Annotated in this window: 18 protein-coding genes; 13 read left to right on the top strand and 5 right to left on the bottom strand. The window is 63.4% G+C overall.

Features of this window, described 5'->3' with window-relative positions:
* Positions 1 to 134: 134 nt before the first annotated feature.
* A complete protein-coding gene (ppsR, locus tag ACSMEV_RS10820) occupies positions 135 to 953 on the bottom strand; it encodes a posphoenolpyruvate synthetase regulatory kinase/phosphorylase PpsR (protein WP_313740440.1) in 819 nt (272 codons plus the stop codon).
* Positions 954 to 1,133: 180 nt separating this feature from the next.
* On the opposite strand from ppsR, the gene ppsA reads away from it, so the two are divergent.
* The 9 genes from ppsA to ACSMEV_RS10865 all read left to right on the top strand — a co-directional run bounded on the left by ppsA (position 1,134) and on the right by ACSMEV_RS10865 (position 10,517).
* A complete protein-coding gene (gene ppsA, locus ACSMEV_RS10825) occupies positions 1,134 to 3,509 on the top strand; it encodes a phosphoenolpyruvate synthase (protein WP_459205161.1) in 2,376 nt (791 codons plus the stop codon).
* Positions 3,510 to 3,645: 136 nt separating this feature from the next.
* On the top strand, positions 3,646 to 4,653 hold the full coding sequence (locus ACSMEV_RS10830; protein ID WP_459205162.1) for an alpha/beta fold hydrolase: 1,008 nt from the start codon (positions 3,646 to 3,648) through the stop codon (positions 4,651 to 4,653).
* A 57-nt stretch (positions 4,654 to 4,710) separates the two neighbouring features.
* Entirely contained in the window at positions 4,711 to 5,202 is a 492-nt protein-coding gene (rraA, locus tag ACSMEV_RS10835) for a ribonuclease E activity regulator RraA (protein ID WP_459205163.1), read from the top strand.
* Between the two features lie 27 nt (positions 5,203 to 5,229).
* On the top strand, positions 5,230 to 6,225 hold the full coding sequence (locus tag ACSMEV_RS10840; protein WP_459205164.1) for a zinc transporter ZntB: 996 nt from the start codon (positions 5,230 to 5,232) through the stop codon (positions 6,223 to 6,225).
* Between the two features lie 74 nt (positions 6,226 to 6,299).
* Positions 6,300 to 6,551 carry a CrfX protein gene (locus ACSMEV_RS10845; protein ID WP_313740435.1) on the top strand — a complete coding sequence of 84 codons (252 nt, stop codon included), beginning with the start codon at positions 6,300 to 6,302 and terminating at the stop codon, positions 6,549 to 6,551.
* 2 nt (positions 6,552 to 6,553) lie between these two features.
* Complete coding sequence (locus ACSMEV_RS10850) at positions 6,554 to 7,378, top strand: mechanosensitive ion channel family protein (RefSeq protein WP_296264190.1); 825 nt, start codon at positions 6,554 to 6,556, stop codon at positions 7,376 to 7,378.
* Between the two features lie 90 nt (positions 7,379 to 7,468).
* On the top strand, positions 7,469 to 8,059 hold the full coding sequence (gene sigX, locus ACSMEV_RS10855; protein WP_459205165.1) for an RNA polymerase sigma factor SigX: 591 nt from the start codon (positions 7,469 to 7,471) through the stop codon (positions 8,057 to 8,059).
* A 115-nt stretch (positions 8,060 to 8,174) separates the two neighbouring features.
* Positions 8,175 to 9,215, top strand: coding sequence for an OmpA family protein (locus ACSMEV_RS10860; RefSeq protein WP_296264186.1), 1,041 nt, complete (start codon positions 8,175 to 8,177; stop codon positions 9,213 to 9,215).
* A gap of 276 nt (positions 9,216 to 9,491) precedes the next feature.
* Positions 9,492 to 10,517 (top strand): quinone-dependent dihydroorotate dehydrogenase, encoded by a 1,026-nt coding sequence (locus ACSMEV_RS10865; protein WP_459205166.1) that lies wholly within the window; start codon positions 9,492 to 9,494, stop codon positions 10,515 to 10,517.
* Between the two features lie 106 nt (positions 10,518 to 10,623).
* Here the strand turns inward: ACSMEV_RS10865 and rmf are convergent, their stop codons facing one another.
* Positions 10,624 to 10,839, bottom strand: coding sequence for a ribosome modulation factor (gene rmf, locus ACSMEV_RS10870; protein ID WP_010223328.1), 216 nt, complete (start codon positions 10,837 to 10,839; stop codon positions 10,624 to 10,626).
* Between the two features lie 550 nt (positions 10,840 to 11,389).
* Here rmf and rlmKL point away from each other — a divergent pair.
* The 3 genes from rlmKL to ACSMEV_RS10885 all read left to right on the top strand — a co-directional run bounded on the left by rlmKL (position 11,390) and on the right by ACSMEV_RS10885 (position 14,858).
* On the top strand, positions 11,390 to 13,591 hold the full coding sequence (rlmKL, locus tag ACSMEV_RS10875) for a bifunctional 23S rRNA (guanine(2069)-N(7))-methyltransferase RlmK/23S rRNA (guanine(2445)-N(2))-methyltransferase RlmL (RefSeq protein ID WP_459205167.1): 2,202 nt from the start codon (positions 11,390 to 11,392) through the stop codon (positions 13,589 to 13,591).
* Between the two features lie 84 nt (positions 13,592 to 13,675).
* Positions 13,676 to 14,014 (top strand): FKBP-type peptidyl-prolyl cis-trans isomerase, encoded by a 339-nt coding sequence (locus ACSMEV_RS10880; protein ID WP_313740431.1) that lies wholly within the window; start codon positions 13,676 to 13,678, stop codon positions 14,012 to 14,014.
* A gap of 181 nt (positions 14,015 to 14,195) precedes the next feature.
* The gene (locus tag ACSMEV_RS10885) at positions 14,196 to 14,858 is read left to right on the top strand and encodes a histidine phosphatase family protein (RefSeq protein WP_459205168.1); all 663 of its coding nucleotides are present in this window, start codon (positions 14,196 to 14,198) and stop codon (positions 14,856 to 14,858) included.
* A gap of 104 nt (positions 14,859 to 14,962) precedes the next feature.
* Here the strand turns inward: ACSMEV_RS10885 and ACSMEV_RS10890 are convergent, their stop codons facing one another.
* The 3 genes from ACSMEV_RS10890 to ACSMEV_RS10900 form a co-directional block, all read right to left on the bottom strand.
* Positions 14,963 to 15,691 carry an aspartate/glutamate racemase family protein gene (locus ACSMEV_RS10890; RefSeq protein WP_296264176.1) on the bottom strand — a complete coding sequence of 243 codons (729 nt, stop codon included), beginning with the start codon at positions 15,689 to 15,691 and terminating at the stop codon, positions 14,963 to 14,965.
* A gap of 14 nt (positions 15,692 to 15,705) precedes the next feature.
* Positions 15,706 to 17,241 carry an NCS1 family nucleobase:cation symporter-1 gene (locus tag ACSMEV_RS10895; protein ID WP_459205169.1) on the bottom strand — a complete coding sequence of 512 codons (1,536 nt, stop codon included), beginning with the start codon at positions 17,239 to 17,241 and terminating at the stop codon, positions 15,706 to 15,708.
* Between the two features lie 469 nt (positions 17,242 to 17,710).
* Complete coding sequence (locus ACSMEV_RS10900) at positions 17,711 to 18,148, bottom strand: Lrp/AsnC family transcriptional regulator (protein ID WP_459205170.1); 438 nt, start codon at positions 18,146 to 18,148, stop codon at positions 17,711 to 17,713.
* A 132-nt stretch (positions 18,149 to 18,280) separates the two neighbouring features.
* Between ACSMEV_RS10900 and ACSMEV_RS10905 the strand changes: the two genes are divergently transcribed.
* On the top strand, positions 18,281 to 19,180 hold the full coding sequence (locus ACSMEV_RS10905; RefSeq protein ID WP_459205171.1) for a DMT family transporter: 900 nt from the start codon (positions 18,281 to 18,283) through the stop codon (positions 19,178 to 19,180).

A 19,180-nucleotide genomic window follows, 5' to 3' on the forward strand; every position in this document is an offset into this window, starting at 1 on the left:
ATGTGTGACATTTTATTGAGGTTTTTTTACGCTTCGTGACTGAGGGGTCAGTGCGTCGGCGCACGCCCTGCCGCGGCGGTTGCGCCGCGCAGGCAAGGTCGGGCAGGGCAGGGCGCTGTGGCGTTCGGCGCAGGCTACTTGAAGCGCCGTTCGACGCCTTTTTCCACCAGGATCTTGGCCGAGATCTCTTCGACCGAAAAATGCGTGGAATTGATGTGGGCGATATTTTCGCGGCGGAACAGCCCCTCCACTTCGCGTACCTCGAATTCGCACTGCGCAAAGCTCGAATAGCGGCTGTTGGGTTTGCGCTCGTGGCGAATCGCGGTCAAGCGGTCGGGATCGATGGTCAGGCCGAACAGCTTGCTGTGATGCTTCTTCAGCACCGCCGGCAATTGCAGGCGCTCCATGTCGTCTTCGGTGAACGGATAGTTGGCCGCGCGAATGCCGAACTGCATGGCCATATAAAGGCAGGTGGGCGTCTTGCCGCAGCGCGACACGCCGACCAGGATCAGGTCGGCCTTGTCGTAGTAGTGCGTGCGCGCGCCGTCGTCGTTGTCCAGAGCGAAGTTCACCGCTTCGATGCGCTCCATGTAATTGGAGTTGCCGCCGATCGAATGCGACTTGCCCACCGAATAGGACGAATGCGCGGTGAGTTCCTGCTCCAGGGGCGAGAGGAACGAGGAAAAGATGTCGATCATGAAGCCGTTGGACGTCGCCAGGATCTCGCGGATGTCCTGGTTGACGATCGTGTCGAAGATGATCGGGCGCATGCCGTCGCGCTCGGCGGCCAGGTTTATTTGCTGGACCATGGCGCGGGCTTTGTCGGGCGTGTCGATATAAGGACGGGTAAATTTGTTGAAAGGGATAGTATCGAACTGAGCCAGCAGGCTTTGCCCCAAGGTTTCAGCCGTGATGCCGGTACCGTCGGAAATGAAGAACGCGGTTCGTTTCATGAGCGCCTGGAGCCTTAAGCTGCTGAATGTGTGCGGATATGGTAGGTTCGGTTCGCCGAACACGATGTCCGGCATTCTTACTCATTTTGCAAGTCCAGGCCACAAGCGCCCGGGCCAGTTGCAAGCGACTGGCGGCGCCTCTTTGAGCTTTTCCCAAACACCGTTAGTGGAGAGATCACCTTGGTAGAGTACGTAGTTTCCCTCGATAAGCTCGGCGTCCATGATGTGGAGCACGTAGGGGGCAAGAACGCCTCCCTGGGCGAGATGATCAGCAACCTCGCAGGTGCCGGTGTTTCCGTGCCTGGCGGCTTTGCTACTACGGCTCAGGCGTACCGCGACTTCCTCGAGCAGAGCGGCCTGAACGAACGCATCCATGCCGCCCTCGATGCGCTGGACGTGGACGACATCGCCGCCCTGACCCAGACCGGTGCACAGATCCGCCAATGGGTCATGGACGCCGAGTTCCCGGCACGCCTGGACAGCGAAATCCGCACCGCCTTCGCCGAAATGGCCCAGGGCAACGACAACATGGCCGTGGCCGTGCGTTCCTCGGCCACCGCCGAAGACCTGCCCGACGCGTCCTTCGCCGGCCAGCAGGAAACCTTCCTCAACATCCGCGGCGTCGACAACGTGATCCGCGCGGCCAAGGAAGTGTTCGCCTCGCTGTTCAACGACCGCGCCATCGCCTACCGCGTGCACCAGGGCTTCGACCACAAGCTGGTCGCCCTGTCCGCCGGCGTGCAGCGCATGGTGCGTTCGGAAACCGGCACCGCCGGCGTCATGTTCACCCTCGACACCGAATCGGGCTTCCGCGACGTGGTGTTCATCACCGGTGCCTACGGACTGGGCGAAACCGTGGTCCAGGGCGCGGTCAACCCTGACGAATTCTACGTGCACAAGCACACCCTGCAGGCCGGCCGCCCGGCCATCCTGCGCCGCAACCTGGGCAGCAAGGCGATCAAGATGGTCTACGGCGACGAGGCCAAGGCCGGTCGCTCGGTCAAGACCGTCGACGTCGACCGTGCCGAACGCGCGCGTTTCTGCCTGACCGACGCCGAAGTGGCCGAGCTGGCCAAGCAGGCGATGATCATCGAGCAGCACTACCAGCGCCCCATGGACATCGAGTGGGCCAAGGACGGTGACGACGGCCGGTTGTACATCGTCCAGGCACGCCCGGAAACGGTGAAGAGCCGTGCCAGCGCCAACGTCATGGAGCGCTACCTGCTCAAGGAAAAGGGCACGGTGCTGGTGGAAGGCCGTGCCATCGGCCAGCGCATTGGCGCCGGCAAGGTCCGCGTGATCAAGGACGTTTCGGAAATGGACAAGGTCCAACCCGGCGACGTGCTGGTCTCGGACATGACCGACCCGGATTGGGAACCGGTGATGAAGCGCGCCAGCGCCATCGTCACCAACCGTGGCGGGCGCACCTGCCACGCCGCGATCATCGCCCGCGAACTGGGCATTCCGGCGGTGGTCGGCTGCGGCAACGCCACGCAACTGCTCAAGGACGGCCAGGGCGTCACCGTATCGTGCGCCGAGGGCGACACCGGCTTCATCTTCGAGGGCGAACTGGGCTTCGACGTTCGGCAGAACTCGGTCGATGCCATGCCCGAACTGCCGTTCAAGATCATGATGAACGTGGGCAACCCCGACCGCGCCTTCGACTTCGCGCAGCTGCCCAACGAAGGCGTAGGCCTGGCGCGCCTGGAATTCATCATCAACCGCATGATCGGCGTACACCCCAAGGCGCTGCTCAACTACGACGGCCTGCCGCCCGAGCTCAAGGACAGCGTCGACAAGCGCGTGGCCGGCTACAGCGACCCGGTCGGCTTCTACGTCGAGAAACTGGTCGAGGGCATCAGCACCCTGGCCGCCGCCTTCTACCCGAAAAAGGTCATCGTGCGCCTGTCGGACTTCAAGTCCAACGAATACGCCAACCTGATCGGTGGCAAGCTCTACGAGCCCGAAGAGGAAAACCCGATGCTGGGCTTCCGCGGTGCCTCGCGCTACATCAGCGAGTCCTTCCGCGACTGCTTCGAACTGGAATGCCGCGCGCTCAAGCATGTCCGCGACGTGATGGGCCTGACCAACGTCGAGATCATGGTGCCGTTCGTGCGCACCTTGGGCGAGGCCAGCCAAGTGGTCGAACTGCTCGCCGAGAACGGCCTGGCCCGTGGCGACAACGGCCTGCGCGTGATCATGATGTGCGAACTGCCGTCCAACGCGATCCTGGCCGATGAGTTCCTCGAGTACTTCGATGGCTTCTCCATCGGTTCGAACGATCTGACCCAGCTGACCTTGGGCCTGGACCGCGACTCGGGGATCATCGCCCACCTGTTCGACGAGCGAAATCCTGCGGTGAAGAAGCTGCTGGCCAACGCCATCGCCGCCTGCAACAAGGCCGGCAAGTACATCGGCATCTGTGGCCAGGGCCCCTCGGACCATCCGGATCTGGCCAAGTGGCTGATGGAGCAGGGCATCGAGAGCGTGTCGCTCAACCCCGACTCGGTGCTGGAAACCTGGTTCTTCCTCGCCGAAGAGCGCGTCGGCGACTGATACGCCAGCTGGGCGGGCCGTGGCCTGCCCAAGCCTTCGCCTTGCACTGCGGGCAAGTTCCGATGTCGACGTCGATTGGCATTGGGCCTTGCCCGCCGTGCATTTATACTCGCGGTTTTTTCGTGCGCCAGATTCCATGCAAAGCAGCAGTGCTCTCTTTCCCGTCGCCTTGCTCAGTGCCGAGCGACGCGGTGACCTCAGCGAAGACGTCTACCGTATAAAAGCCGGCAAGGCTGCCGACCCCAGCGTCGAGTTGGCGGTGACGCGCCTTGGCCGTGTCGAGCAGACCGTGCCCCAAGGGGTGCCGGTCATCCTCCTGCACGGCAGCTTCTCCAACCGCCGCTTCTGGTTTTCGCCCAAGGGCCTGGGCCTGGGCGCCTTCCTGGCGCGGGCCGGGTTCGACGTGTGGATTCCCGAGATGCGCGGCCATGGGCTGTCGCCGCGCAACCGCCAGTGGCGCGGCAACCGCGTGGCCGACTACGCCCGTGAGGATTTGCCGCTGATCGCAGCGTTCGTCGCCGAAAAAGCCGGTCGCGCTCCGCATTGGATCGGCCACTCCCTAGGGGGCATCACATTGGCCGCGGCCTTGGGCGGCGGTTACCTGCCGGCCGAACAGGTCGCCAGTGTGGCGCTGTTCGGCACTCAGGTCAGCCATGCCCATTGGGCGCTGAAGGTGCCGCCGCTGGTGTGGGCCGCACGTCTCGCGCTGCGCCGTTTCGCCCAATTGTCGGGGTCGCGGCTCAAGCGTGGCCCGGAAGACGAGCCCATCGGCCTGGCCCTGGAAACCCTGCGCTGGCACGGCCTGTTCGGGCGGTTCGGCGAGAAGGGCAACGATTGGTGGACCGGGTTGGCGCAGGTAGAGGTGCCGGTGCTGGCGGTGGCCGGTGCCGCCGATTCCAGCGACCCAGCCTGGGCCTGCCGCCGATTGCTTGAGCAGATGGGCGGGCAGCACCGGCAGTTCCTGTGCCTGGGCAAGGCGCAGGGCTTCGAAGCGTTCGGGCATGTCGACATGCTGGTGAGCAAGGCAGCGCAGGCCCAGGTGTGGCCGTTGGTCGAAGCCTGGCTACGCGATCCGCTGCACGGCGTGCGCGAGGCCGAGCGGCTCGAAGCGCCACGGGTGACCGCAGCCGCCTCCGCGGTGTAGCCTTGGCCGGCGATTCTGCAAGACCCTAACCTTGCTTGCCAACGACAGGAGTGTGCCATGCAGCATTACCTTACCCCCGACCTGTGCGATGCCTATCCCGACCAGGTGCGTGTGCTGGAGCCCATGTTCAGCAACTTCGGCGGCCATGATTCGTTCGGTGGTCAGATCGTCACCCTCAAGTGCTTCGAGGACAATTCCCTGGTCCGCGAGCAGGTCGAACTCGACGGTACGGGCAAAGTGCTGGTGGTCGACGGTGGCGGTTCGCTGCGCCGCGCGCTGCTGGGCGACATGCTCGCCGCCAAGGCTGCGCAGAACGGCTGGGAAGGCTTGCTGATCTACGGTTGCGTACGCGACGTCGACGCCCTGGCGCAGACCAACGTCGGCATCCAGGCCCTGGCCAGCCATCCGCTGAAGACCGACAAGCGTGGCGTAGGCGAACTCAACGTGGTGGTGGCCTTTGCGGGCGTCACGTTCCACCCAGGCCACTATCTGTATGCCGACAACAATGGCGTAGTGGTCTCGGCCACGCCCTTGAGCCAGCCGCAGTGAGCGGCGCGTAATCTGGATGATGTGTCGATGACCGAGGAAGACAACGCGCAGTGGGGCCTGGTGCATGCATTGCTGCTCGACGGCAAAGGCGGTGCGCGCGCAGTACCGCGCACCGAGCTGGCCGGGCTGCAGTTGGCCGCCGAGCAGAGCTTGTGGTTGCACTGGGATCGCAGTCACCCGCAAACCCGTGGCTGGCTGCTGCACGACAGCGGTTTGAGCGAGTTCGCCTGCGAGCTGCTGCTCGAAGAGAACACGCGGCCCAGGCTGTTGCCGCTGGCCGACGAGCAGATGCTGCTGTTCCTGCGCGGGGTCAACCTCAACCCCGGCGCCGAGCCGGAAGACATGGTCTCGGTGCGCATCTTCGCCGAAGCGCAGCGGGTCATTTCGCTGCGCCTGCGGCCGCTGCGCGCGAGCGACGAGATCATCCAGCAACTGGCCGAGGGTCGCGGGCCGAAGACCGCTTCGGAGCTGTTGGTGGTGATGGGCGAGCTGTTGACCGAAAAGGTCCAGGCGCTGGTCACCGACCTCACCGAAGAGGTCGATCTGGAGGAAGAGAAGGTCGAGGCCGACGAGCACTATTCGCCGGCCCAGGGCAGCCTGCAACAGATCCGCCGCCGCGCCGCCGCGCTACGACGATTCCTGGCGCCGCAGCGCGATATCTATGCGCAGCTGTCGCGGCACAAGTGGAGCTGGTTCGCCGATTCCGATGCCGACTACTGGAACGAACTCAACAACAGCCTGATCCGTTATCTCGAAGAACTGGAGCTCGCCCGCGAGCGCGCTGCGCTGGTGCTCGAGAGCGAAGACCGCAAGCGTGACGAGCGCATGAACCGGACCATGTATCGCTTGGGCATCATCACCTGCATCTTCTTGCCGATGAGCTTCGTCACGGGCTTGCTGGGCATCAACGTCGGCGGCATTCCCTGGTCGGAAAGCCCCAATGGCTTCGTCTTCGCAAGCCTGGTGGTACTGGGCCTGGCGGTAGGGCAGTGGTGGCTGTTCCGCCGCCTGCGCTGGGTGTAGGTCATCCGTGGGCCAGCGCTATGTGACCTGCCGCCGGGCGCTCTCGTCTTTGACTGACACTACGCGAGGTGCCCATGCACGATCCGTTTGAACAATCCTTGCGCGACCTGCTCAATGCCGCGCCGTCCGGCCAAGACCGTGACGACGCCGCGTGCCTGGGGCGCGTGCTGAAAACCGCCAACCGCCAGGTCGGTGCTGGCGACCTGTTCACCTTGCTCGGCCGTTGCGGCCAGGCGCTGATGGTTGCCCTCAACAATGGCTCGGCGCATGTCGCGCCGGTGCGCCGCACACCTGCCGCTGGCAGCAACGCTGATAAGGCCGATTGATTATGGAACTCGATCTCTGGACCCAGAGCCTGGTCACCGCGATGACTGCGCTCTGGACCAAAATTGCGAACTTCATCCCCAACCTGTTCGGCGCCCTGGTCGTGGTGCTGCTGGGCTTCGTGGTCGCCAAGCTGCTCGACACGCTGTTGTCCAAGCTGCTCGCCAAGTTCGGCCTCGACCGCTTGATGAGCGGTACGGGCCTGACGAAGCTGCTCGGCCGCGTCGGTATCCAGGTGCCGATCTCGACGCTGATCGGCAAGATCGTCTATTGGTTCGTGCTGCTGATCTTCCTGGTGTCGGCCGCCGAATCGCTGGGTCTGGAGCGCGTCTCGGCGACCCTCGACATGCTTGCGCTGTATCTGCCGAAAGTGTTCGGCGCTGCCCTGGTGATGCTGGCCGGCGTCCTGCTGGCGCAACTGGCCAACGGGCTGGTGCGCGGCGCCGCCGAAGGCGTGGGGCTGGAATATGCCGCAGGCGTCGGGCGCATCGCCCAGGGTCTGGTGATCATCATCGCCATCTCGGTCGCCATCAGCCAGCTCGAGGTCAAGACCGACCTGCTCAACCATGTGATCGTCATCGGCCTGATTACCGTTGGTCTGGCCATGGCCCTGGCCATGGGCCTGGGCAGCCGGGAAATCGCCAGCCAAATTCTGGCCGGCATCTATGTCCGCGAGCTTTTCCAGGTTGGCCAGCAGGTCCAGATTGGCGAAGTAGAGGGGCAGATCGAGGAAATCGGTACGGTCAAGACCACGCTGCTGACGGACGAGGGCGACTTGGTCTCGGTGTCGAACCGGCAGCTGCTCGAGCACCGTGTGACTCGCCGCTGAACGGGCAAAAGCTGTTAATGTATGCCGCCGCTGAAATCGGGCCTCGATGGCCCCGCGGCGACATTGACCTGACTGTCGGCCAGATTCGCTTTGAATAAAGTTCACCCGCTACCTATGCGTTACGACCCCCGCGAGCTCTCCGACGAGGAGTTGGTGGCGCGTTCGCATGAGGAGCTGTTTCACGTTACCCGTGCCTATGAAGAGCTCATGCGGCGCTACCAGCGGACCCTGTTCAACGTGTGCGCACGTTATCTGGGGAACGACCGCGACGCCGACGATGTCTGTCAGGAAGTGATGCTCAAGGTGCTTTACGGGCTCAAGAATTTCGAGGGGAAGTCGAAATTCAAGACCTGGCTGTACAGCATCACCTACAACGAGTGCATTACCCAGTATCGCAAGGAGCGACGCAAACGACGGCTGATGGATGCCTTGAGTCTCGACCCTATCGATGAGGCGTCCGAGGACAAGGCTCCCAAGCCTGAAGAAAAAGGCGGACTGGATAAGTGGCTGGTGCACGTGAACCCGATAGACCGGGAAATTCTGGTGCTGCGCTTCGTCGCAGAGCTGGAATTCCAGGAGATCGCGGACATCATGCACATGGGGCTGAGCGCGACCAAGATGCGGTACAAGCGCGCACTTGATAAATTGAGGGAAAAATTTGCAGGGTTGGCTGAAACTTAGTCGCTTGCAGGTCTCTCTAATCAACTGGCGAGTCTGCTAGACTCGTCGTCGAGTCGTGCCTTCACCCGGATGGTGGAGGGACTTCTTAACTACCATCAGATGGGGATTCAAACGGATGAAACTGAAAAATACTCTGGGCCTGGCCATTGGCTCGCTCGTAGCTGCCGCCTCGTTCGGCGCTATGGCTCAAGGCCAAGGCGCTGTCGAAACCGAAATCTTCTACAAGAAAGAATTCTTCGACAGCCAGCGCGACTTCAAAAACGACGGCAACCTGTTCGGCGGCTCGATCGGCTACTTCCTGACCGACGACGTTGAACTGCGTCTGGGCTACGACGAAGTGCACAACGCCCGTGGCGACGACGGCAAGAACATCAAGGGCTCGAACACTGCCCTGGACGCCGTTTACCACTTCAACAACCCGTACGACGCTATCCGTCCGTACGTATCGGCTGGTTTCTCCCACCAGTCCCTGGGCCAGAGCTTCCGCGGCGGTCGTGATCACTCCACCTTCGCCAACCTGGGCGCTGGTGCCAAGTGGTACATCACCGACATGTTCTACGCCCGTGCCGGCGTTGAAGCTCAGTACAACATCGACCAAGGTGACACCGAGTGGGCACCGAGCGTTGGCGTTGGTCTGAACTTCGGTGGCAGCCCAAAAACCCAAGAAGCTCCAGTGACCCCGGCTCCAGTTGCTGACGTCTGCACCGACAGCGACAACGATGGCGTCTGCGACAACGTCGACAAGTGCCCAGACACCCCAGCCAACGTTACCGTTGACGCTGATGGCTGCCCGGCCGTTGCCGAAGTCGTTCGCGTTGAGCTGGACGTCAAGTTCGACTTCGACAAGTCGGTCGTCAAGCCTAACAGCTACGGCGACATCAAGAACCTGGCTGACTTCATGAAGCAGTACCCACAGACCACCACCACCGTGGAAGGTCACACTGACTCCGTAGGTCCAGACGCTTACAACCAGAAGCTGTCCGAGCGTCGTGCCAACGCTGTCAAGCAAGTACTGACCCAGCAGTACGGCGTAGAATCCAGCCGTGTTGATTCGGTTGGCTACGGTGAGTCGCGCCCAGTCGCTGACAACGCCACCGAAGAAGGTCGCGCTGTCAACCGTCGCGTTGAAGCTCAAGTAGAAGCCCAAGCCAAGTAATTGGTCTGACGCTTCATGAAAAACCCGGCTTCGGCCGGGTTTTTCTATTTATGGGTTTCGCCAGCGTCCATACGCTGATGGCATCCGCTGTATAGCGTGGGTACACAGGTTTTCCGACCATTTTTCAAGCGGTGCAGGCGCCCGCAGCCTGACCGTTGACGTACGCGTCAAGATTTTTCAGCGCCGTCAGGCGCAAGGGTTGGACGCTCGGCCCTGTCGTCCAAGGCTTGTGCTGGCTATAATCGCCACCCCACGCCTTCCGAGTCTTGCCCGCCCATGTATAACCTGGCCCGCCAGCTGCTGTTCAAGCTTTCCCCGGAAACCTCCCACGACCTGTCCCTGGACCTGATCGGTGCCGGAGGCCGCCTGGGGCTCAACGCCAAGCTGTGCAAGCAGCCGGTCGCAGCGCCAGTGCAGGTGATGGGCTTGAACTTCCCCAACCCGGTGGGCCTGGCCGCAGGCCTGGACAAGAACGCCACCGCCATCGACGGCTTCGCCCAATTGGGCTTCGGCTTCGTCGAGGTCGGCACCGTCACCCCGCGACCGCAGCCGGGCAACCCCAAGCCGCGTCTGTTCCGTCTGCCAGAAGCCAACGCAATCATCAACCGCATGGGCTTCAACAACCTGGGCGTGGATCACCTGCTGGGTCGGGTGCGCGCAGCCCATTACCGTGGTGTGCTCGGCATCAACATCGGCAAGAATTTCGACACGCCTGTGGAGCGTGCCCAGGACGACTACCTGCTGTGCCTGGAGAAGGTCTACGCCGACGCCAGCTACATCACCGTCAACGTCAGCTCGCCTAACACGCCGGGGCTGCGCACCTTGCAGTTCGGCGATTCGCTCAAGCAACTGCTCGACGCCCTGGCGGCGCGGCGCGAGCAGTTGGCCATCCAGCACGGCAAGCGTGTGCCCTTGGCGATCAAGATCGCCCCGGACATGAGCGACGAAGAAACCGCATTGGTGGCGGCTGCGCTCGTGGCTTCGGGTATGGATGCGGTCATCGCCACCAACACCACCCTCAGCCGCGAAGGCGTCGAAGGCTTGCCCAATGCGGGCGAGGCGGGGGGCTTGTCAGGCGCGCCGGTGCTGGACAAGAGCACCCACACGGTCAAGGTATTGGCAGGGGAGCTGGGCGGCAAACTGCAGATCATCGCGGCGGGTGGCATCACTGAGGGCCGGCATGCCGCGCAGAAGATCGAAGCCGGGGCCAGCCTGGTGCAAATCTATTCGGGCTTCATCTATAAAGGCCCTGCCTTGATCCGTGAGGCGGTGGACGCCATCGCTGCACTCAAACGCAGCTGAACACCTAGATCGCGGGCATAAAAAAGGGCCTCATGGGGAGGCCCTTTGGGCATTGGCCCGACGCCTTGAAGGGGCGCTTTGAGGGGTACGGATTCAGTGTCCTTGTTCAGCCAACGGCGTGAAGTTCGTTGAGCCTATGGATACCTGCGGTGCCAGTCATGCCGTCCCAGTTGTCGCCTCGGCCCTCACGCCATCCGTTGATCCAGGCCTGACGCACGGAGGGCAGGGTGAAGGGGCAGAGTTCACGGGATTTACCGGTCACTCCATATTGGTAGCCACGAGAAAAAGCTCTTTCCAACGGATCACGCTTAAGTCTTCTCATAGGGTGTTGCCCTCACTTGTTGACTGTAATGTCCCGTCGACCTCTGGGAGGTCGGGCAGAATCGTTCTGCCGGTGTGCGCTCGCTGCCGGCGTGGCGAGCTGGTAGTGCCGCTTCGTTGCGAAGTGGCCTGGGGTCAGTTCTAACCAAACACGATCAGGGTGTGAATGATCGATTTGTCATAAGAAGGTAACGTTTCCGAAGGTGAGGGGATAAGTAAATAAATGCGACTCAAAATCATCGCCCCAAAACTGCCTCTCGATCAGTCGCTTACGCGCGTTTGAAATCATTGGGCCAGCCTCCAGCGTGAGGGGCTCGCGGTACGACGTAATACGACGAAGGGTCATTACCAGCCCACGACTTCACGAAATTTTTCATACTGTCTGGCGCTCGAATATCTTTGGCACTCGCCAAAACCCGATCGCTCAGCCGGCCCGGCCTTCGCCATGCGCAAGGCCAACCGCGCGACCACTTGAAAGGCGCGCGGCAAAACCTCGGTGGGGACCTTGCGTCGACCTGCCGCCCACTCAGCCTAAAGGCACTGGATTACTCATGTCGGACCTCATCGAACTCTACCTCACCTGCCCCAAAGGCCTCGAAAGCCTGCTGGCCGAAGAAGCCCGCGCACTGGGCCTGACCGAAGTGCGCGAGCACACCTCGGCCATTCGCGGCACGGCCGACATGGAGACCGCCTACCGCCTGTGCCTCTGGTCGCGCCTGGCCAACCGCGTGCTGCTGGTGCTCGAGCGCTTCAGCATGCGCGATGCCGAAGACCTCTACCACGGCGTGCACGGTGTCGATTGGCAAGACCACCTGGCGGCCGACGGTACCCTGGCGGTGGAGTTCAGCGGCCATGGCTCGGGCATCGACAACACCCACTTCGGCGCGCTGAAGGTCAAGGACGCGATCGTCGACAAGCTGCGCAACCGCGAAGGCCTGCGCCCCTCGATCGACAAACTCAACCCGGACCTGCGCGTCCACCTGCGCCTGGACCGCGGCGAGGCGATCCTCTCGCTGGACCTGTCCGGCCACAGCCTGCACCAGCGCGGCTATCGCCTGCAGCAGGGCGCCGCGCCGCTCAAGGAAAACCTCGCCGCCGCCGTGCTGATCCGCTCCGGCTGGCCACGCCTCGCCGCCGAGGGCGGCGCCCTGGCCGACCCCATGTGCGGCGTCGGCACCTTTTTGGTCGAAGCCGCGATGATCGCCGCCGACATCGCCCCCAACCTCAAGCGCGAACGCTGGGGCTTCAGCGCCTGGCTCGGCCACGTGCCGGCCTTGTGGCGCAAACTGCACGACGAGGCCTTGGCCCGTGCCGAAGCGGGTCTGGCCAAACCGCCGCTGTGGATCCGCGGTTACGAAGCCGATCCGCGCCTGATCCAGCCAGGGCGCAACAACGTCGAGCGCGCCGGGCTCAGCGACTGGGTGAAGATCTACCAGGGCGAAGTCGGCACCTTCGAGCCGCGTCCCGACCAGAACCAGAAAGGCCTGGTCATCAGCAACCCGCCCTACGGCGAGCGTTTAGGCGACGAAGCCAGCCTGCTGTACCTCTACCAGAACCTCGGCGAGCGCCTGCGCCAGGCGTGCATGGGCTGGGACGCGGCGGTGTTCACCGGAGCGCCGGAGTTGGGTAAGCGCATGGGCCTGCGCAGCCACAAACAATATGCCTTCTGGAACGGCGCGCTGCCGTGCAAGCTGCTGCTGTTCAAGGTGCAGCCCGACCAGTTCGTCACCGGCGAGCGGCGCCAGAGCGTTTCCGGCGAAGCGCCGTCCGCACCGCGTCAGTCGGATGCGCCAGTCGTCCATGAGCCGGCGCGCTTGTCCGAAGGCGCGCAGATGTTCGCCAACCGCTTGCAGAAGAATTTGAAGCAGTTGGGCAAGTGGGCGCGTCGCGAGCAGATCGGTTGCTACCGTCTCTACGATGCCGACATGCCCGAATACGCCTTGGCCGTCGACGTCTACCAGGACTGGGTGCACGTGCAGGAATACGCGGCGCCACGCTCCATCGACCCGGAAAAGGCCCAAGGTCGTTTGCTCGATGCCCTGGTCGCCATTCCCCAGGCATTGGGCATCGACCCGCAGCGCGTAGTGCTCAAGCGCCGCGAACGCCAGAGCGGCACCCGCCAGTACGAGCGCCAGGCCACCGAGGGCCGGTTCCAGGAAGTCAGCGAAGGCGGTGTCAAGCTGCTGGTCAACCTCACCGACTACCTGGACACCGGCCTGTTCCTCGACCATCGCCCGATGCGCATGCGCGTGCAGCGCGAGGCCGCCGGCAAGCGCTTCCTCAACCTGTTCTGCTACACCGCCACGGCGTCGGTGCATGCGGCCAAGGGTGGCGCGCGCAGCACCACCAGCGTCGACCTGTCGAAAACCTACCTGGACTGGGCGCGGCGCAACCTGGCGCTGAACGGGTTCTCCGAGCGCAACCGCCTGGAGCAGGGCGATGTGATGACCTGGCTGCAAGCGGCCACTGACAGCTTCGACCTGATCTTCATCGACCCGCCGACCTTCTCCAACTCCAAGCGCATGGAAGGGGTGTTCGACGTCCAGCGCGACCACGTGCAACTGCTCGACCTGGCCATGGCACGCTTGGCGCCGGGCGGGGTGCTGTACTTCTCTAACAACTTCCGCAAGTTCCAGCTCGATGAGCACCTGGCCCAGCGCTACGCGGTGGAAGACATCACCGCCCAGACCCTGGACCCGGACTTCGCCCGCAACAACCGCATCCACCGCGCTTGGCGCATCACCTTGCGTTGAGCCCGTAGTTTCGGCCGCGGCTCACCTGCACGGTGAGCCGCGGCCAGCGGATGCGGCATTCTCTGACCTGCGCGAGACTTTCGTATGAGCGACACACTACACATCACCGACCTGGCTGTGGGCGAGGGCAAGGCAGTCGTCAAAGGCGCCTTGATCACCACGCAATACACCGGCTGGCTGGCCGACGGCAGCGAATTCGATTCGTCCTGGTCGCGCGGCAAACCCTTCCAGTGCGTGATCGGCACCGGGCGAGTGATCAAAGGCTGGGACCAAGGCCTGATGGGCATGCGCGAAGGTGGCAAGCGGCGCCTGGTCGTACCCGCAGCGCTGGGCTACGGCGAGCGCAGCATGGGCAAGATCCCGGCGCACGCCGAGCTGACGTTCGAAATCGAGGTGTTGCAGGTGCTGACTCGCGACGATTGAGCGGTCATGTTCCGGCAATGAGAGGCCATTAGACTCGATCAGGCAGAGTCGGTCGGGAACAAAACACGCCAATCGCACTCTGAGGTTCCACCCAAGGCTTGACCCTCTTCTGCCAGCGACCTGTCTGGCAACAGACGGCGTCTGCCTGTGGGCTTTCTCCTTTTGCCGCAAGAGCCTGCTTATGACGTTGCCTGCCTTCCTCCGTCGTCGTCGCCACCTGTTCCTGGGTCTGGCCCTCGTAGGGGCCAGTGTGCCCGCAGCGCTGTACATGCACGACCGCCGCGCCGAACCCGTCGACGGCACCCAGACCCTGGTCTTCATGCGCCACGCCGAAAAACCCGGCGAAGGGCTGGGCCAGCTCAACTGCCAAGGCCTCAACCGCGCCCTCGACCTGGCCACGGTGCTGCCCGAGCGCTTCGGCGACGCCGATTACGTGTTCGCCGCCAACCCCACCCGGCACGTCGAAGAAGGCAGCCAGGATCTGAGCTACAGCTACATCCGCCCGTTGATGACCATCACACCGAGTGCGATTCGCCTGGGGCTGCCGGTGAACATCGACTTCGACGCCAACGACGTCGACGACCTGGCCGACGAACTGATGCGCGACAAGTACCGCAACGCCACGGTCTACACGGCCTGGTCCCACGGCTATCTGCCCGACCTGATCAATGCCGTAGCCGACAAGGCCACCGGCCAGAAGCATACGATCACCGACGATTGGAGCGGCGACGACTTCGACACCCTCTACGTGCTGACCCTGACCTGGCACAACGGCAAGGCCAGCCTGCTTAGCCGCAACGTCCGCCAGGGGCTGGACGACGGCGCGCATAGCTGCCCGACCTGATTCCACTTCGTTTGGGACTGACGCCTGAGCCAGAGGCCGGCGTTGCTGCCCATCGCGAGCGGGCTAGTACCCCAGCCGCTCGCGTGTTCGAGCCGCCGAGTGTCTCAGCGGCCCAGACGCGGCGGCCAGCCGATCACCTTTTTCGGCCGGGGCTTGGCGTAGGTGCGCACTTTCGACGTGCTGAGCCCCAACCGTACCAACGACTCGGCGATCGTCACCGCCGCGCTGACCCCATCGACCACCGGTACGCCGGTGCGCTGCCGAATCTCTTCGTCCAGCCCCGCCATGCCGCCGCAACCCAGGCAGATCACCTCGGCCTTGTCGTCGCGCACTGCGCGTTCGGCCTGCTCGACGATGGCCTGCACCGCGCGCTGCGGCTCGGATTCGAGTTCCAGCACGGCCAGGCCGCTGGCGCGTACCGAGGCGCAGCGGTCGTACAGGCCCGACAGTTTCAGGCGGTCTTCGATCAGTGGCACGGTGCGGTCGAGCGAGGTCACCACCGAGTAGGCATGGCCCAGGTACATGGCGGTGCTGGCCGCCGCGTCGGTGATGTCCACCACCGGCACGTCGAGCAGTTCCTGCAGGCCTTCGCGGCCATGCTCGCCGTAACCGGCCTGGATCACGGCGTCGTACGGCTCGTCATAGGCCAGGACCCGGTCCATGACGGCGATGGCCGCCAGATAGCTCTCGAAATTGCCTTCCACCGACTCTGCGCCGAACCAAGGCGTCAGGCCGACGATCTCGGTACCTGGCGCCGCCACGCTGCGCGCCTGTTCGGCGATCGCTTCGGTGATGGCTTCGGTGGTGTTGACGTTGACGATCAGAATACGCATCGGAAAATCCTTGCTCAGTGACTGCTGTGGTCGACGGCGATGCATTCGCCGCTGACGTCTTGATACACGCGGTGGCGTGGCGCGATCAGCAGGTAGATCGCCGCTGCGATGCCCGCACCGATCAGCCAGGAGAACGGCGCCACGCTGTGGAAGTTGGGCACCAGCGCCAGGACGATCGATAGGGCCGCCGCCGGCACGAAGGCCGCGACCGCGCGCAGGTTGACGCCGCGGCTGTAGTGGTACGCGCAAGCCGGGTGTTCGCTGTACAGCTCGGGTACGTTGATGCAGCCTTTGCGCAGCAGCCAGTAGTCGGACATGATCACGCCGTACAGCGGGCCGAGCAGGGCGCCCAGGCCCGAGAGGAAATACACGATCACCACCGGGCTGTTGTACAGGTTCCAGGGCAGGATCAGCACCGCCAGGGTGGCGCTGATCAGGCCGGCGCGGCGGAAGTTCAGGTGGCGCGGCGCCAGGTTGCTGAGCACGAAGGCCGGCGCGACGAAGTTGGCCATGATGTTCACCGCCACGGTGACGATCAGGAACGCCAGGCAACCCAGGACCAGGAATGCGGTGTGCGGAATGGTCGCGACGATCTGCGTCGGGCTGTCGATGATCTGGCCGTTGATCTTGAACTGCGCACCGCACAGCACCACGGTGATCACCGCGAACACCAGGATGTTCACCGGCAGGCCCCAGAAGTTGCCGACGCGGATGGTCTTGCGGCACGGCGAGGAACGGGCGAAGTCGCAGAAGTTCAGCACCAGGGTGCCATAGATGGCCAGCCACAGCGCGCCGCCAGCGAAGATGTTGCGCCACATCTCATAGCCGGTCAGCGGTTCGGCCACCGACCAGGCGATGCGGGCATCGGCCTTGAAGTACATGTAGAAGGCCAGGCTGGCCACGGTCAGCAGGATCACCGGGCCGGCGAAGGCCTCGTAGCGGCGCACCATCTCCATGCCGTAGGCGAGGATCACCAGCTGCACCACCCAGATCGCGATGAAACACACCCAGCCCAGGCTCGACAGCCCCAGCACGCTGTTGTGGTCGTAGGCGGCCACCTGCGGCCATACCGCGGTCAGCAGCACCCGCAGCACCACGGAGGCCAGGTAGGTCTGGATACCGAACCAGGCGATGGCGATGACCGCGCGGATCAGCGCCGGAATCTGCGCACCGTGGATGCCGAAGGCGATGCGGCTGATGACCGGGAAGGGCACTCCGGTTTTCTGCCCCATGTAGCCCGACAGGTTCATGAAGAAGTACACCAGCGCCGCGCCGATGGCCAACGACATGAGGATCTGCCACCCCCCCAGCCCCAAGGCGAACAGGCCCATGGCGAAGGAATAGTTGGCAATGTTGTGCACGTCGTTGGTCCACAGCGCGAAGATGCTGTAGCCGCCCCAACGGCGACCGGCCAGGCGGGTCGGCGCAAGGTCGCGGTTGTGCAGGCGCGGGCTCAGTTGCAGGTCTGGCGGAAGTCCGTCCAGGGGAGCTGAGGTGGAGGTCGGGGAGGCGATGGGGTGTTCAGGGGCAAGGTTGAGGCTGGTGCTCATTCCGGCAGGCTCCTGATGCGCGTGTACTGCGGTGAGGGGCCGGTGCAAGGCGGGCCGTCTCGTCAGTGCAGCGTGGGCATCACTGGGTTCTGGGCGCAACTGCCACCACTCGGTCGGCGCTGCGGGTTCTTGTACTTATGTTCTGTTTAAGTTGTATACAAAACACGAGTGCAAGAAAGCGAGTTCCATGCCAGGACTTGAAACCTGTAAGGCAAAAGTGACCCTGATGCATCTGGAGTTAAAAGATAAATTATTGAAATTTATGGATAAATGTTTGAACGAGTAGCTGGATTATTACTTTGGTAAAGCCAATAAGCTGATCTTTCAGTCAAATAATGAAACGTGCAGCGTGTAACATCTTGGGGCGCCGTCCGAAAAAGTGCACACAATATTGACACCTAAGGTTACAGTGGTGTGTACAAAACAAATGGCTGCCATTCAGCTACGCACTGCCCTGTATACAGCGCACTCAGCCCATCGGCGGCAAGCGCCGCTTCACCGGGCTCTTCTTGATGATCGCGGTGTTGCTTTCGGCGATCAGGCTCAAGCGATCGAGCAAGGTGTCCAACTGCTCCATGGAGCGCACGTGCAAACGCGCGATGAAGCAGTCCTCACCGGTGACTTTGTCGCACTCGGTGAATTCAGGAGTGGAGACCACATGGCGCTCCACTTCCTGCAGGCGACCTGGCAGCGGGCGGATACGTACGATGGCCTGCAGCTGGTAGCCGAAGCTGCGCGGGTCGACGTCGACCGTGAAGCCGCGCAGCACGCCGCGCTCCTCCAGGCGGCGCAAGCGTTCGCCCACGCTGGGCGCCGACAGCCCGGTCACCTGCGCCAGCGCCTTGAGCGAGCGGCGGCCGTCTTCCATCAGTGCGTTGACCAGCAACTGGTCGATTGGGTCGATCATGGTGAGCCTCGTCGGGTGGAAAGCGATATTGGCCTTGATAGTAAAGGCCGGAGCGGCATTTGGCCTCGTTTAAGATCTGGAGTGGCCGCACGCCGTTTTCCATACTGATCCCCTATTCGAAGGAGGTGCGCAATGAATGACTCGGTGCGACGGGGTTCGCTGGAAATGATCGCAGCCATGCTGATTTCGGGCACCATCGGCTGGTTCGTGCTGGTCAGCGGGCAGGCGGTGATCGACGTGGTGTTCTGGCGCTGCGTGTTCGGCAGCCTGGCACTAGGGGTGATCTGTGCGGCGCTGGGGCATCTGAAATGGGGCGTGCTCACCCGGGCCGCATTGGGTTGGGCGGTGCTCAGTGGGGTGGCCATCGTCGGCAATTGGCTGCTGCTGTTCGCTGCCTACTCGCGGGCGTCGATCGCCATCGCCACGGCGGTCTACAACCTGCAACCGTTCCTGCTGCTCGGGTTGGCGGCCTTGTTTCTCGGTGAGAAGATCACGGCGGCCAAGCTCACCTGGCTGGCCGTAGCCTTCGCCGGCGTGCTGGCCATCGCCGCCGCCCATGGCCAGGGCCAGGCGCAGGGCGACGACTACCTGCTGGGTATCGCCCTGGCCTTGGGGGCGGCATCGTTGTATGCCTTGGCGGCAGTGGTCATCAAACGTCTGCGCGGCACACCCCCCCATGTGATCGCATTGGTGCAAGTGCTGACGGGTGCAGTGCTGCTGGCGCCCTGGGTGATGCCCGTGAGCCTGCCGCAGGCCTCGGGACAGTGGGCCAGCCTGGTGACCCTCGGTCTGATCCACACCGGGGTCATGTACGTCTTGCTCTATAGCGCCATCCAGCGCTTGCCTACCGCGCTCACCGGAGCGCTGACGTTCGTCTATCCCGTTGCGGCGATACTGGTCGACTGGGCGGCGTTCGGGCATCGCCTGGGCGCGTTGCAGTGGTTGGGTGTCGGCTTGATCCTCCTGGCCGCCGCAGGCATGCAGCAGGGATGGTGGTTCGCGACGGCCAAGCCGGTTGCGCTCGACCGTTGA

The organism is Pseudomonas sp. MLB6B (assembly GCF_054508135.1).

Coding starts and splice junctions, on each gene's coding strand:
- ppsR (WP_313740440.1), bottom strand. CDS start 953: ATGAAACGAACCGCGTTCTTCATTTCCGACGGTACCGGCATCACGGCT.
- ACSMEV_RS10830 (WP_459205162.1), top strand. CDS start 3,646: ATGCAAAGCAGCAGTGCTCTCTTTCCCGTCGCCTTGCTCAGTGCCGAG.
- rraA (WP_459205163.1), top strand. CDS start 4,711: ATGCAGCATTACCTTACCCCCGACCTGTGCGATGCCTATCCCGACCAG.
- ACSMEV_RS10840 (WP_459205164.1), top strand. CDS start 5,230: ATGACCGAGGAAGACAACGCGCAGTGGGGCCTGGTGCATGCATTGCTG.
- ACSMEV_RS10845 (WP_313740435.1), top strand. CDS start 6,300: ATGCACGATCCGTTTGAACAATCCTTGCGCGACCTGCTCAATGCCGCG.
- ACSMEV_RS10850 (WP_296264190.1), top strand. CDS start 6,554: ATGGAACTCGATCTCTGGACCCAGAGCCTGGTCACCGCGATGACTGCG.
- ACSMEV_RS10860 (WP_296264186.1), top strand. CDS start 8,175: ATGAAACTGAAAAATACTCTGGGCCTGGCCATTGGCTCGCTCGTAGCT.
- ACSMEV_RS10865 (WP_459205166.1), top strand. CDS start 9,492: ATGTATAACCTGGCCCGCCAGCTGCTGTTCAAGCTTTCCCCGGAAACC.
- rmf (WP_010223328.1), bottom strand. CDS start 10,839: ATGAGAAGACTTAAGCGTGATCCGTTGGAAAGAGCTTTTTCTCGTGGC.
- rlmKL (WP_459205167.1), top strand. CDS start 11,390: ATGTCGGACCTCATCGAACTCTACCTCACCTGCCCCAAAGGCCTCGAA.
- ACSMEV_RS10880 (WP_313740431.1), top strand. CDS start 13,676: ATGAGCGACACACTACACATCACCGACCTGGCTGTGGGCGAGGGCAAG.
- ACSMEV_RS10885 (WP_459205168.1), top strand. CDS start 14,196: ATGACGTTGCCTGCCTTCCTCCGTCGTCGTCGCCACCTGTTCCTGGGT.
- ACSMEV_RS10890 (WP_296264176.1), bottom strand. CDS start 15,691: ATGCGTATTCTGATCGTCAACGTCAACACCACCGAAGCCATCACCGAA.
- ACSMEV_RS10895 (WP_459205169.1), bottom strand. CDS start 17,241: ATGAGCACCAGCCTCAACCTTGCCCCTGAACACCCCATCGCCTCCCCG.
- ACSMEV_RS10900 (WP_459205170.1), bottom strand. CDS start 18,148: ATGATCGACCCAATCGACCAGTTGCTGGTCAACGCACTGATGGAAGAC.
- ACSMEV_RS10905 (WP_459205171.1), top strand. CDS start 18,281: ATGAATGACTCGGTGCGACGGGGTTCGCTGGAAATGATCGCAGCCATG.